Source organism: Wolbachia endosymbiont of Cylisticus convexus (assembly GCF_003344345.1).
Map to the genome: position 1 here is coordinate 15161 of NZ_QPIP01000237.1, position 13137 is coordinate 28297.

Sequence of the window (13137 nt, forward strand, 5' to 3'; positions counted from 1 at the left end):
CAAAATAATAATCGCTAGCTTTAATATATATAGACATACTCTATATAAATAATCTATAATTAATTGGGGTCTGTGCTATACGTTATGAGTTAAGTTAAATTTCCCGAGCGATAATTTCTAATTAAGGGAATTGCCTCTGTTAATTTCATTGAAATTAGTACGTGATGCCCACCTTAACTTTAGGTCTCAGGAATCTACTAAGGCTGACGGTAGATATGGATCCCGTTTTCATTGTTCAGATTTATGTTCCACCAATATAAAGAACAAGGTATCTTTTTCTGTTCATCTCATGAGATATTTCAAGTTGTAATTGACGTTGAGAAGTATCCCGATTTTGTTCCTTGGTGCAAAGCTGTTTATATAAAAGAAAAACTGATAGCCAAATGATAGTGGATCTCCTCGCAGCTTTTCATGGTATTAAAGGAAGCTACACATCAGGAGTGACCTTCCTTTCTCCAAGTGGAACAAATGAAGGTTGGATAAAAGCTGTGTCATCAAATGGAATATTTAAACATTTATACAACGAATGGAAATTCACTCCTATGAACGAAAATAAAACTATGGTAGAGTTCTATATAAAGTTTGAATTTAAATCCAACTCATTTTCCACTTTACTAAAGTCAGTATATAAGTATACACAAAGCAAAATAATTGCTGCATTCAAAGACAGAGTCGAAAGCCTTGCCAAGTAAAAGTTATCTTGACATTATTTATATAAATGCATTATTTTTTTAATAAGTTAAGTGTTTCTATTGTAATGATTTTTAGATTATTGTTTTTACTAATTTTTATAAGTGTTAGTTCTTATGGAGCTACTGAACAAAACTTACCCAATACTCAAAACACTGATGAAATAACACCAAAAGAACTACTATCACTATTGCCTGATGATAAATTATTAGGAGATCCAAAAGCACCAATTTTAATGATAGAATACGCCTCACTCACTTGTTATCACTGTTCTCTTTTTCATAAGAAAGTTTTTCCTAAAATCAAAGAGAAATACATAGACACAGGTAAGATGTTATATGTATTTCGTCATTTCCCTTTAGATTATAGAGGTTTAAAGGCTGCAATGCTGAGTCATTGCTATGAAAAACAAGAAGACTACTTTAATTTTAACAAAGCTGTTTTTAATGCAATAGACTCGTGGAACTACTCCAATTTCAGTGATTTAACTGTACTACAAAGAATTGCTGCACTAAGCAATTTGAAGCAAGATACATTTAACCAATGCATTAATGATAAAAAAATGATGGATAAAGTTATAAATGATAAATCACTGGCAATTAATAAACTTGATATCATGGCTACTCCGATATTTTTCATCAAGCTTAACGATGATAAATCATACGTAGATCATAATAAAATTAAACACGAAGGATATAAAGAGCTAAAATACTTCACTAACGTAATAAATGAATTATATGGAAAAGCTATAGTGAAATAGTACCACTGCAGCTTACCACATAAAGGCTCTATACTGAATCATTGCTTTTTGTCGCTGTTTGTTGCTTTTTACGCTCAAACTCTCTTTTTTTACTGTGCCAAGCATAGTAATACATGGCAATTTTATTCTCTATTAATATTATCGTTCCATCATAAAATTGGACCATATCCATAACTTTTTTCTGAGCTTCGTTAAAGCGTTCTTTGTACTTCTCGCGGTAAGCTGGATTGTATAGTAATCTCACCCCTTCATTATTATTAGACTTTTTGTTTAACGTTTCAACTTCATTAGCAATGTTATAAGACATATAACCCCCTCTAATTGATTATAAAAATTACATTTCAAGAGAAATGTGAATAAACAACTCCTTAATTCTAGTATAACAATTAATTGTTATACTAGTTAACCATAGTAAAATATATAATAATTTTTGTCACTTAAAATTTTACTTTATAAAATAACAACTTAAAATAAAAGTTTTTATTATTTTAAACTATATTATTATATCTACAAATCTTGTATAGATTGAACCTCCCTAATTTATATTATAAAACTTAATGCGTCATAACTTTAGCACAAAATCGTTGTACATAAGAAACTTATTTGCAAAAGAGTATAAAAAAATAGAAGAATATTGTACTCTTGAGAAGGGGCAACGTATTCAAATCACTCCTGAAGAAGGAAAGTTACTCAGTTTATTTATCAAAATTCATAAAATCAAAAGTATCGTTGAAATTGGCACGTTATATGGTTATTCGTCAATTTGTATGGTAAAGGCTCTATCGGAAAACGGTCATATATATACAATAGAAAATAATCCTCAGCATTGCAAAATAGCAAAAAAAAATTTTAGTATTTTTAATCTGAGTGACAAAATTTCTTTAATAGAAGGCAATGCATTGGAAAAACTTAATGAATTGTCAGCAAAAACACCTTTTGATATGATATTCATCGATGCTGATAAAGTTAGTTATCCTAAATATTTAGATTGGGCAGAGCTATACATTAAACAAGATGGGCTGATTGTTGCAGATAATACTCTATTGTTCAACACAGTATTCTTAGAATCCCCTCCAAAAGGAGTGTCAGAGAAGTCATGGCATGCTATGAGAGAGTTTAATGATAGATTGTCAGATGAAAAGAAATATTTCTCTATATTGATTCCGACTGATGAAGGAATGACTGTAGCTTTAAAGCTAACGTAAGTTAAAAATCAAGATCAGCATAATGTTTAGGAGGAGTTAAGCCAAAAACTCTCTCTAATAATATTTCGCGAAAGCAAGGCCTTGATTTAACAATGGAGTACCATTCTTTTAAAATCTTACTTTTTTCCCATGGAAAACTATTTACGTAGTCTATTATAGAAATATGCGATGCTAAGGTAATATCGGCTAAAGTGAACTTATCGATTGCAAGCCAAATATTTTTGCTAATTAAGTATTCAATGTATTCTATATGGTAAGATAGGTTATGTTGAGCTGCATGAAGAAACCTAGAGTCAGGGCTGCGGTTAATTATCACTTTTTCGTTTATGACATATTTAGTAACTTCATTATAAAATTTATTGTCAAACCAGTTAATTAAAGCACGTGTTTTAGACTTAATAACAGTAGAAGAGTCGAGCAGTTTGATGTTGCTGCTATAAGTCTCTTCTAAATATTCACAAATAGCGTTACTATCTGCTATAATAAGGTTGTTATCCATAAGCACTGGTACCTGTCCAGTTGGATTAATCTTCATGAATTCATTCCGCTTCTCCCATGGATTTTCGTATACCAAATCGCAACTCAGCTTTTTTTCCTTGAGAAGAGCTCTAACTTTTCGTGAAAATGGACAAAGAGGAAAATGATATAAAATCATAATATTCCTCTTTTGTTGTCCCAGTATCTATAGGTTGTCATGCAAGTAGCTGACACTGAAATCCAGCTTATTTCATTATAGACATTATTTTTAACATATACTCCTAGAATCCATTGTCCATTGCATAATTTCCAAATATTTTTATACTTGGATCCCAGTGTCACGCACTGGGATGACATAAATAAACGCTGAAATGGCATAAATAAACATTGGAGCGACAATCTTATAATAACTTGCATAACAACTAACTTTTTGTTTATTTGAAAGTAACAGTGTACGAAATTTAACATATCAAGCTATCGAGCTGATATAGAATATACCTTGCTAAATAAAAAAAAAGTATAACCTTTTATAAGGTATGCAGGCAAAAATTCTGTAACTTGGTCAGGTCAGAAATGAAGCAACCATATCAGAACCTTTTTGGGTTGCATACCTATTTTACTATTTTTTTTATTCTGGGCTATGAACATAGCATTAAAATATCGTCCTAGTAGCTTTAAAGATTTAGTAGGTCAAGATATATTGGTGCGTATACTAGAAAACGCTTTTACTCTCAACAAAATTCCACAATCTATACTACTTTCTGGCAGTAGTGGGATTGGTAAAACTACTACTGCAAGAATAATAGCTTTATGTTTGAATTGTTCATTGGGACCAACTTTTGAACCTTGTGGATTATGTGCAAATTGTCTGGCGATAAAAAATTCAAGTCATCCAGATGTAGTTGAAATCGATGCAGCAAGTCACACTAGCATTGAGGACGTTAGAGTGATCTTAGGAGATATTTGCTATTTACCCATAAGTTCTAAATTCAAAGTTTACATTATAGATGAAGTACACATGTTATCTAGTAGTGCATTTAATGCATTACTTAAAACTCTAGAAGAACCACCATCTAGCGTAAAGTTTATTCTGGCAACTACAGAAATAAAAAAGATACCAATAACTATTATTGCACGTTGTCAAAGGTTTGACTTACATAACATTCCTGCAGCTAAGATAGTGGGGCGTTTAAATGATATTGCACAAAAAGAAAATTATTTTATTGAAAAAGAAGCATCGGAATTAATTGCTCACCACTGTAGTAATTCAATGCGTAACGCTTTATTTTTGATGAATCAAGCAGTGCTATATAGCAAAGATGGTACAATATCCACTCAAAGTGTTACAGACATACTTGGTCTAGTAGACAGAAACGTTATATTTGATCTACTGGAAGCAGTATTAGATAGTGATTTACAGAAGGCTTTGTCAGTATTCGACAACGCGGTAAAGACAGCAAACTCACTCAATATTTTTGAAGATCTGCTGCAAACAATCCAGTTAGTGTGCCGTTTTTTAATTACAAAAGAGATTGATACAGAATGTGAGAAGAGCAGAGTAAAAGACTTGAGTACAAAGAAGTCTTTAATATTTTTTCGAGATTGTGGAAGGTGTTGCTTAAAAGTATTCAAGATATAAAAGTTTCAACATGCAATGAGGTTGCTGCTGAAATGATGTTAATTAGCCTTTGTTATCTTTCTGATTTGCCTTCTCCGGAACAGGTGATCAAGAAAGTTCTTTCGCAGAGTATACAGCAGGGAAATACGCGTAATATAGGAAGTGAACAGCAACAAAATTATGATTTTAATAAGGTTTTGCAGTTATTAAGGCAGAGTAACCAAATTTATCTTTACAAACAACTGTGTAGTAATCTACAATTAATAGATTGTAGACTTGGGTATTTAAAATTAAAAGCTGTATCTAAGTTGAATAGTAATTTTTGTAATGACTTGAAAAATTACTTAAATCAAGCTACTAAGCAGGAGTGGGTTATTATAGTTGATACGAGTTATATGAACAGGGAAGTGAGCAATTTAAATTATGCACCTGCAGTTAAGGGTATACTGGATGCGTTTAAAGGTGCAAAGGTGGTTAATGTAGAGAATAAGGAGTAAGTTGTGGATTTCAGTCAAATAATGAAGCAAGCGCAAGAAATGCAAAAAAAGCTTGCGGAAGCTCAAGAAAAATATATTGGAAAAGAGTTTCAAGGTATTTCTGGTGGTGGCAAAGTTTCTATATTAGTGGAAGTTATAAAAATAGGTAGCTATAAAGCTAAAAAGGTAAACATAGACTTAGAGCTTATGAGAAATGAAGAAAAAGATATAGTAGAAGATTTAGTGACAGCAGCGTTTAATGATGCTATTAAAAAAGCAGAAGAGGATATGGCAAATGCAACTTCTGATCTTGCAGGTATGATGGGTTTACCACCTGGATTTAAACTTCCTTTTTAATCTGTATTACTGAAATTTCTCTTGATGTAATAACTAAGTATTTTCTTTTTACTATTTCTAGTGCTAGTATTTCTTAATATAGCATATTTGCATTACTGCATGAACATGAAGCAAGTTACAGTGGTAAAAACAAAGCAGAAGATAAAAAGACTAGTGAAGTGAAAACCAAGAACGAAAAAAGTCATATAATTCTATTTATTTATTAATAAAGCCTTTGTATTCTTCTGAAAAGAAGTTAAGATATAGAATATTTTGTGTTATTAAGTTAGCACTTGACTTAACTTTAGTTATCATTTAGACTGCTAAAGTGGAATTTTAATTTTTTTAACGAGGGCAATTATGCATTATAAAAAGTTTTTTTCAGCAGCTGCTTTAGTGACGTTGCTAAGCCTATCAAACTCTGCTTTTTCATCAGATCCTATTGGTCCAATAAGTGATGAAGAAACTAGCTACTACGTTCGTTTGCAATATAATGGTGAAGTTTTACCTTTTAAAACAAAGATTGATGGTATTGAGTATAAAAAAAATAACGACGCTCAAGATCCTTTAAAAGCATCTTTTATGGCTGGTAGTGGTGCATTTGGTTATAAAATGGATGACATCAGAGTTGATGTTGAGGGACTTTACTCACAACTAAACAAAAACGACGTTAGTGGTGCAGCATTTACTCCAGTAACTGTTGCAGACAGTGTGACAGCGTTTTCAGGATTAGTTAATGTTTATTATGATGTAGCAATCGAAGATATGCCTATCACTCCATACGTTGGTGTTGGTGTTGGTGCAGCATATGTAAGCAATCCTTTAGCAACAAAAATTGCTGGTGATAAAGACTCTGGATTTGGTTTTGCTTATCAAGCGAAAGCTGGTGTCAGTTATGACGTAACTCCAGAAATCAAACTTTACGCTGGCGCTCGCTATTTTGGTTCTTATGGCGCTAGCTTTGATGGAGAAAAACAAGATCCTGACGATTCAAGCAAAAAGGTTGCTGATAAAGGCGCACACAAAGTCTTTTACAGTACTATTGGTGCAGAAGCTGGAGTAGCATTTAATTTCTAGTCTACTCTTATTGTTTTGTATCAGTTTTTTCTTGTTGTCCCAGCTTATGGTGCTGGGGTTTAGAAAAAAACATGTGAATTTCCAGTGTTTGAACACTGGAATGACACATTGTTTATTTAAACTATAGCGTTTATCGTTACACGCTAGTGATTTTAATCAGGTAGCTGATACTGAAGTGTACTGCTACTAAGATCTCAATTAGATGGAAAGTTGTGCTTTTTTTAATTAAAGCTTGAATTTTTTACTAAAAATCAATATATTATATACATGGAGTTTTAATTTAAGTTATTATGTTGACCCCAGTAGCGAATTTATGTGTTAATAGTAGCACTAATCTTATGCAATATATTGCTGAAGTGCGAAAATTTCCTATGCTTTCCCAAGAAGAGGAAGTGCGATTAGCAAAAAATTGGCAAGAACATAAGGATATTTCTTCTGCTCACAAGTTGATTACCAGCCATTTGAATTTAGTAGTAAAAATTGCAATGAAATTTAAGAACTACGGGCTATTGTTGATGGACTTGGTCATGGAAGGAAATATGGGTTTAATGCATGCAGTGAAAAAGTTTAATCCTGACTTGGGATTTCGTTTTTCAACTTATGCAGTATGGTGGATTGAAGCTTCAATAAAAGACTTTATATTGAAATCTTGGTCACTTGTGAAAATAGGTACAACGCAAGCGCAAAGGAGATTATTTTTTAGTTTACGTAAAATGAAAAAAAGAATTTTACAATACACAAACAGAGAAACTTTGAGTAACGAAGAAATAAAAGCAATATCAAGTGAGCTTTCTGTATCTGAAGAAGATGTTGTACAAATGAACTATCGTTTGGCTTGTAAGGATCAGTCGTTAAATAATTGTATAAAAATAGGTGACGACTCTAAAAAGGAGTTACAAGATATGATTCCGTGTAATTTAGTCAGTCAAGAAGTAGCTTACCAGAATCATGAAGAAAAGGCATTAAAAGAAACAATTTTAAGCAATGCATTGACAACTCTTAACGAAAGATCAAGAGACATTTTTATTAGCAGATATTTGTCTGAGAGTACTCAAACTTTGGACGAGCTTAGCAAAAAATATTGTGTTTCAAGAGAAAGAATAAGACAGTTGGCTGAGCAAGCGATGAGTAAGGTAAAACAACATATAAAATCAGAGAGTTTGAAACTTGGTTTACATGCGTAGTCTTTTCGTATTTCTAATATTTTTTTCAATAGGCACCTTTGCATCGGTTAGTAACGTACAACTGAACGAAAAATATAAAGATTGGTTTGTGTATACTGCATTGGAAGATGGTGAAAAAGTGTGTTACATTGTATCCTACCCTAAGAAAAAAAGTGAACATTATACAGCCGATCGCAAACCGTATGTAATGATCAGTTACGTTGATAAAAAAGCAGATGAGGTAAGCGTCACTTCTGGCTTTCAATATAATAAGGAGCCTGTAATTCTCAATATTGATAAAAAAGCTAAATATCAATTGCCGATAATACAGGGAAGTCTTGCGTGGTCAGATAATACAAAAACGGACCAAGATTTGATTCTAAGAATGAAGCAGGGATTATCAATGATAGTTAATGGAAAAGTAAAAACAGCAAATGTTGATGATACTTATTCCTTGCTTGGGTTTCAAAAAGCGTACCAAAAAATGCATGACTTATGCCATACAAAGTAAATTATTGATCACTAAAGTATAATATAGGCTGTTTTGTCTCTCAGACAAAAATATGGATATCACTTTACATAGAATATGAATATCATTTAAAATATATTTTTGAGAATTAATATGTCAGAAATTGCAGATGTAGGAATCAAAGAACAAAGTACTGTGTGTGAACAAATGCGTTTTAGTGTAAGTCGTGCAAGTCTTTTAAGCACGTTATCGAAAGTAAGTGGAGTGGTTGAAAGGCGCAACGCGATAGATGTTTTGGCATGTATAAATATCAAAGCACAGTATGGCAGCATAAAACTGAAGGCTACTGATCTTGATATTTCAGTATTTGCCTCACTTGCTGCAGATGTATCAACTGAAGGAGAAGTGAAAATCTCAGCACATACTTTATATGACATAGTGAAGAAGTTGCCAACTGATTTGGATGTCAATTTCGAAATGAATAATCAAGGAAAATTATTGATATCCTGTGGAAATGCAAATTTTTCTTTACCGAATGTAGTTTCAAATAACTTTCCTGTCCTTGAAGAAGATGGTCATCGATACAATTTCACTCTACTAAGTGCAGATTTGGTAGACTTATTGACTAAAACAAGGTTTGCTGTGTCGCTAGATGATACAAGGTATAATTTAAATGGGATATATATACATACAGATGAGCAATTTCTGTACTGCGTTGCAACTGATGGCCACCGTTTATCACGTATGAAGAGCCATAAGCCTAAAGATATCAACGGCGAATTTGGTGTGATCATTCCACGTAAAACTATCATGGAATTGTTGAAAGTATTGGGTGATTGTAATGAGGTTAATGTAAAACTTTCAGATAGAAAAATCAAATTCACATGCGGTGAGTATATTCTAATATCAAAATTGATAGATGGGACTTTTCCAGATTATAAAGCCGTTATCCCAACGTCTCAAGATAAACAAATGATTGTTGAGAGTAGTAAGCTTGCTAGTGTTATAGATCGAGTTTCTGTTGTTGTGTCCGATAAAATAAAATCCATTAAATTTTCATTGCAAAAGAATTTATTAACTCTACATTCAAACTCCCAAGAGTGTAGTGATGCAACTGAGTCTATAGAGGTGGATTACGATGGAGCTCTTGTAGAAGTAGGATTTAATTCTCGTTATTTGCTTGATGTTTTATCCTGTATAAAAAATAAGTGTAAATTTAGCTTGTCAGATGGTAATAGTGCTACAATTATCACTGATGAAGATGATTCAAGCGCACTATATATAGTGATGCCAATGAGAACTTAAGCTAGTAATCTATCTTTACTAAGTATAAGCCGTAAGGTGGTGCAGTTATTCCAGCGGCATTTCTTTTACATTGACTTAATATGTTTAGCATTTCTTGTGGATTAGTTCTGTTTTTTCCAAATTCAACTAAAGTGCCAACAATGATCCTCACTTGGTTATGTAAAAAGGAAATAGCAGATATTTTGATGTGTATATGACTTCCATTTTGTACTATATCAATATCATCGATTGTTCTGACCGGATTTGTAGCTTGACAATCTTTTGAGCGGAAGCTTGAAAGATCATGTTTTCCAAGCAGGTGTCTAGCAGCTTCACGCATGATGTTTACGTCAAGTGGGTTAAATACTTGCCACACATAACCGATTTCCAGAGCTGCAGGAGCGTAGCGATTAATTATTCTATATTCATAATATCTTTTTTTTGCTGAGAAGCGTGCATGAAATGCATCATCTGCAACTTCTGCACCAAGCACAACTATAGGAATCGCTTTTAAGTGATAGTTTATTCCATTTCTTATTCTGTAAAGCTCAAATTGCCTTTCCATATCAAAATGAGCAACTTGCCCTAAAGCATGAACCCCTGCGTCAGTTCTGCCACCACAATTCAAAGTGACTTTCTCACCGCTAAAATTAAATATAGCGTTTTCTATGGTCTCCTGAATTGAGTTAGCAGGGTGTTGTTGCTTCTGCCAACCAGAGAAACCACTACCATTGTATTCTATCGTTATTTTGTATCGCACTACAAAGTCTATCTATCTTAATATAATTTAGGTCACTAACGTTCTTCGTTATTAAAAAACCCTTGGCAGATTGTTCGCGTTCAATTACCATGGAGATTATACAAGTTAATAAATGATCCATGGCAAACAACCCAGAAGAAAGAAATAATGATAAGCAAAAAGCACTAGATAATGCAATAAGTCAAATTGAAAAAGCATTCGGTAAAGGTGCAATAATGAAGCTGAAGCAAAACCCTGTAGAAAAAATAGACACGATATCCACAGGGTCGATTGCACTTGATTCAGCTCTGGGTGTTGGGGGACTGCCAAAAGGACGTATAATTGAGATATTTGGCCCTGAGAGTTCTGGTAAAACCACCCTTGCTTTACATGTAATTGCTGAAGCACAGAAAAAAGGAGGATTATGTGCATTTATTGATGCGGAGCATGCGTTGGATGTTATATATGCTCGTAAACTTGGGGTGAATACCGATGATTTAGTGATTTCACAACCAGACACTGGAGAACAAGCGTTGCATATTGTTGAGTATTTAGTATGTTCTGGTGCAGTTGATGTAATAGTTATTGACTCTGTTGCAGCATTAACTCCAAAAGCTGAAATTGAAGGGGATATGGGCGATCAGCACATGGGATTGCAAGCAAGACTTCTAAGTCATGGGCTCAGGAAGCTAACCTCTGCAGTTTCAAAAGCAAACTGTATATTGATATTTATTAACCAAATTCGTATGAAAATAGGAGTAGTATATGGAAACCCTGAAACTACCACCGGTGGAAATGCGTTAAAATTCTATACTTCTATAAGACTTGATATAAGGAAAGTTGGTGCAATAAAGGATAAAGAGAATATCACGGGTAATGAAACGAGAGTTAAAGTTGTAAAAAATAAAGTTGCTCCTCCATTTAGAGAAGCAAAATTTGATATAATGTACAATGAAGGCATATCAAAACTTGGAGAAATAATAGATATAGGAGCAAAACTTGGTGTGCTTGAAAAGGCAGGTGCTTATTATTCATATAACAATACGCGTCTTGGGCAAGGAAGGGAAAATGTAAAAAATTACCTTAAGGCAAACAAAGAAATTGCATATGAAATAGAAACAAAAATCAGGGATTTATTTAAAAATCACGATGATTCTATCGCAATAGAAGAGGAACACGAACAACTTCTAGAAGAATCAGTATTCTAATTTAGATTAGGATGAAGTTTTAGTATCCATTCAGATGCATGTGAAACGCAGTGCTCCCTTTCTTGTTATCCCAGTGCTTGGCACTGGGATGGTTTTGTTGCATAGCACTTCATGTGGTGGTGGTTTACGACAAATTCATGTAACTATTTCAAATTTAGTTATGCCAATATCAGTAAATTTATTGAGCAATTAGCATTTTATTAGCAATTCTTTTTCTCGATTTATCTCAGATTTATTTTTGAAACTAAATCCAAATATTTGCTTTAATCTATAGAAAAATGCTTCAATGTAAGACCGTGTTCCATACTTAACTTTTTTCTTCCATTTTTTAATACCATATTCATAGTTCTCATCAACTATGTTTTTTAAAATTTTTTGAATTTAGTCTTATTACAACTCTTATTTATAGTTTTGTATTCTTATTCAATTGAAAAACGTATTTTTGGCAATAAAAACCCTAGTTCATTACAGAAAGAAATTTATATCAAACAACTACCACTGCTTAGATCTTATGATTAATGAATATGTGCTTTAAATTTGTGTGGCGCGCATATTCATTAACCTATTTTCTTATGCAGATTTTAAAAATTTGCGTTAATTGCTTCTTTAAGCCTTGCATTAGCAATCACTATAATTTTGCGCATTAGAGCTGTTATGACTACCATCTTCTTTTTACCTCTACCAATGAGAGCAGAATAAAAAGCACCAAGTGCAGATTTAGTCCTTGAAGCAGCCATCGCAGATGTAAAAAGCTTTTCACGAACGTTCCTTCTGCCACCACTTATTCTGCGATAACCAATAGCTTTACCACTTTCTTTTGGATGCGGGGCAACTCCAGCAAGACTAGCAACTTCTTGCCTGCTTAAGTAGCCAAGTTCTGGCATCAAGCATACAAAATCTTGTGATAACTTTTTACCTATTCCTGGTACTGTTCTTATGATTTTTTGGCGCTTTTTTAACTCTGGATTCTCATCGATAATTTTTTGTATGGCATCATTGAGCTCATCTATTTGACTGTTAAAAAAGTCAATAGTTTTTTGGCAACTTTCTTTTATATAGTCGTTTTCAGGTGCTTTCAGTCTACATTTCTCTTGAGCTCTTATTTGTGTAAGGTCATCACGACGTTGACAAAGTGCAGCTAAGGCTGTTTGTTCTTTTGACATAGGCACAAATAGAGATAGAGTACTATAACGCTCAAATCCATATTGAGCAAGGGCTCTTGCATCTGATTGATCAGACTTTGCTAAAATTCCATGAGATAAGGTAAAGCTTTTTACTTTGCGAGTATTAGCTCGATGTACAGCAACATTCTTATCAACCAGAAAGTGTGCTAAGCCAAGCTCATATTTTCCTGTATTTTCCAAAGTTACAAAAGAATTAGGTAGAATATTTGAAAAATTTTGAAACAATTGTTGCCAACCAGCAGCATTATTATCAAACTTGATAGTGTTCTTTTGGTTGTGAACTGCAGCAACATTTTTAAATTTTCCGATATCAATGCCAATAAAATTTTGATAAGATGTAATCATAATAACCTCGATTAGTTTTAGTTAATTTAAGATTGTAAACGGGTGCATATGTATGTCCCACACAACTATTCAAACGTATCGAGAGATAGGGCTAGTGTACCTTGAT

Annotated in this window: 13 protein-coding genes, 2 other RNA genes and 2 pseudogenes; 12 read left to right on the plus strand and 5 right to left on the minus strand. The window is 33.1% G+C overall.

Features of this window, described 5'->3' with window-relative positions:
• Positions 1–64: 64 nt before the first annotated feature.
• The 3 genes from ssrS to Wcon_RS11130 all read left to right on the plus strand — a co-directional run bounded on the left by ssrS (position 65) and on the right by Wcon_RS11130 (position 1450).
• Positions 65–226: non-coding RNA, 6S RNA (gene ssrS, locus Wcon_RS11120), on the plus strand.
• 118 nt (positions 227–344) lie between these two features.
• Complete coding sequence (locus Wcon_RS11125; RefSeq protein ID WP_237349999.1) at positions 345–692, plus strand: SRPBCC family protein; 348 nt, start codon at positions 345–347, stop codon at positions 690–692.
• 65 nt (positions 693–757) lie between these two features.
• Positions 758–1450, plus strand: coding sequence for a thioredoxin domain-containing protein (locus tag Wcon_RS11130; RefSeq protein ID WP_179947470.1), 693 nt, complete (start codon positions 758–760; stop codon positions 1448–1450).
• Between the two features lie 28 nt (positions 1451–1478).
• Here Wcon_RS11130 and Wcon_RS11135 read toward each other — a convergent pair whose 3' ends face one another.
• On the minus strand, positions 1479–1757 hold the full coding sequence (locus Wcon_RS11135) for a DUF2671 domain-containing protein (RefSeq protein ID WP_114517161.1): 279 nt from the start codon (positions 1755–1757) through the stop codon (positions 1479–1481).
• A 250-nt stretch (positions 1758–2007) separates the two neighbouring features.
• Here Wcon_RS11135 and Wcon_RS11140 point away from each other — a divergent pair, with 250 nt between their 5' ends.
• Positions 2008–2655, plus strand: a complete 648-nt coding sequence (locus Wcon_RS11140; protein WP_114517162.1) for an O-methyltransferase — start codon at positions 2008–2010, stop codon at positions 2653–2655.
• A 1-nt stretch (position 2656) separates the two neighbouring features.
• On the opposite strand, the gene Wcon_RS11145 is transcribed toward Wcon_RS11140, so the two are convergent.
• A complete protein-coding gene (locus Wcon_RS11145; RefSeq protein WP_114517163.1) occupies positions 2657–3310 on the minus strand; it encodes a glutathione S-transferase family protein in 654 nt (217 codons plus the stop codon).
• A 347-nt stretch (positions 3311–3657) separates the two neighbouring features.
• Between Wcon_RS11145 and ffs the strand changes: the two genes are divergently transcribed.
• The 7 genes and pseudogenes from ffs (at position 3658) to dnaN (ending at position 9576) form a co-directional block, all read left to right on the plus strand.
• An RNA gene (gene ffs, locus Wcon_RS11155) (signal recognition particle sRNA small type) lies at positions 3658–3757 on the plus strand.
• Positions 3758–3772: 15 nt separating this feature from the next.
• Positions 3773–5247 (plus strand): annotated as a pseudogene (gene dnaX / locus Wcon_RS11160) (DNA polymerase III subunit gamma/tau).
• Between the two features lie 21 nt (positions 5248–5268).
• Positions 5269–5583: a YbaB/EbfC family nucleoid-associated protein gene (locus Wcon_RS11165; protein ID WP_179947471.1), complete on the plus strand. Its 315-nt coding sequence runs from the start codon at positions 5269–5271 to the stop codon at positions 5581–5583.
• A gap of 339 nt (positions 5584–5922) precedes the next feature.
• Entirely contained in the window at positions 5923–6639 is a 717-nt protein-coding gene (locus Wcon_RS11170) for a P44/Msp2 family outer membrane protein (protein WP_114517165.1), read from the plus strand.
• Positions 6640–6929: 290 nt separating this feature from the next.
• Complete coding sequence (rpoH, locus tag Wcon_RS11175; RefSeq protein ID WP_114517166.1) at positions 6930–7823, plus strand: RNA polymerase sigma factor RpoH; 894 nt, start codon at positions 6930–6932, stop codon at positions 7821–7823.
• The gene (locus Wcon_RS11180; RefSeq protein ID WP_047759578.1) at positions 7816–8313 is read left to right on the plus strand and encodes an invasion associated locus B family protein; all 498 of its coding nucleotides are present in this window, start codon (positions 7816–7818) and stop codon (positions 8311–8313) included. The genes rpoH and Wcon_RS11180 overlap by 8 nt, the downstream gene beginning before the upstream one ends.
• Positions 8314–8424: 111 nt before the next feature.
• Positions 8425–9576 carry a DNA polymerase III subunit beta gene (gene dnaN, locus Wcon_RS11185; protein WP_114517167.1) on the plus strand — a complete coding sequence of 384 codons (1152 nt, stop codon included), beginning with the start codon at positions 8425–8427 and terminating at the stop codon, positions 9574–9576.
• A gap of 1 nt (position 9577) precedes the next feature.
• Here dnaN and truA read toward each other — a convergent pair whose 3' ends face one another.
• Positions 9578–10315, minus strand: a complete 738-nt coding sequence (gene truA / locus Wcon_RS11190; protein WP_114517168.1) for a tRNA pseudouridine(38-40) synthase TruA — start codon at positions 10313–10315, stop codon at positions 9578–9580.
• A 119-nt stretch (positions 10316–10434) separates the two neighbouring features.
• Here truA and recA point away from each other — a divergent pair, with 119 nt between their 5' ends.
• The gene (gene recA / locus Wcon_RS11195; RefSeq protein ID WP_114517169.1) at positions 10435–11502 is read left to right on the plus strand and encodes a recombinase RecA; all 1068 of its coding nucleotides are present in this window, start codon (positions 10435–10437) and stop codon (positions 11500–11502) included.
• A gap of 189 nt (positions 11503–11691) precedes the next feature.
• Here the strand turns inward: recA and Wcon_RS13685 are convergent.
• Both Wcon_RS13685 and Wcon_RS11205 read right to left on the minus strand, forming a co-directional pair.
• A pseudogene (locus Wcon_RS13685) lies at positions 11692–11844 on the minus strand (IS5 family transposase); the annotation flags it as partial.
• A gap of 239 nt (positions 11845–12083) precedes the next feature.
• A complete protein-coding gene (locus tag Wcon_RS11205; protein WP_063630491.1) occupies positions 12084–13031 on the minus strand; it encodes an IS110 family RNA-guided transposase in 948 nt (315 codons plus the stop codon).
• Positions 13032–13137 lie beyond the last annotated feature (106 nt).

What these genes read in the sequence shown, in the direction of transcription:
- Wcon_RS11130 (WP_179947470.1), top strand. Translation starts at nt 758, where the DNA reads ATGATTTTTAGATTATTGTTTTTACTAATTTTTATAAGTGTTAGTTCT.
- Wcon_RS11135 (WP_114517161.1), bottom strand. Translation starts at nt 1,757, where the DNA reads ATGTCTTATAACATTGCTAATGAAGTTGAAACGTTAAACAAAAAGTCT.
- Wcon_RS11140 (WP_114517162.1), top strand. Translation starts at nt 2,008, where the DNA reads ATGCGTCATAACTTTAGCACAAAATCGTTGTACATAAGAAACTTATTT.
- Wcon_RS11145 (WP_114517163.1), bottom strand. Translation starts at nt 3,310, where the DNA reads ATGATTTTATATCATTTTCCTCTTTGTCCATTTTCACGAAAAGTTAGA.
- Wcon_RS11165 (WP_179947471.1), top strand. Translation starts at nt 5,269, where the DNA reads ATGAAGCAAGCGCAAGAAATGCAAAAAAAGCTTGCGGAAGCTCAAGAA.
- Wcon_RS11170 (WP_114517165.1), top strand. Translation starts at nt 5,923, where the DNA reads ATGCATTATAAAAAGTTTTTTTCAGCAGCTGCTTTAGTGACGTTGCTA.
- rpoH (WP_114517166.1), top strand. Translation starts at nt 6,930, where the DNA reads ATGTTGACCCCAGTAGCGAATTTATGTGTTAATAGTAGCACTAATCTT.
- Wcon_RS11180 (WP_047759578.1), top strand. Translation starts at nt 7,816, where the DNA reads ATGCGTAGTCTTTTCGTATTTCTAATATTTTTTTCAATAGGCACCTTT.
- dnaN (WP_114517167.1), top strand. Translation starts at nt 8,425, where the DNA reads ATGTCAGAAATTGCAGATGTAGGAATCAAAGAACAAAGTACTGTGTGT.
- recA (WP_114517169.1), top strand. Translation starts at nt 10,435, where the DNA reads ATGGCAAACAACCCAGAAGAAAGAAATAATGATAAGCAAAAAGCACTA.
- Wcon_RS11205 (WP_063630491.1), bottom strand. Translation starts at nt 13,031, where the DNA reads ATGATTACATCTTATCAAAATTTTATTGGCATTGATATCGGAAAATTT.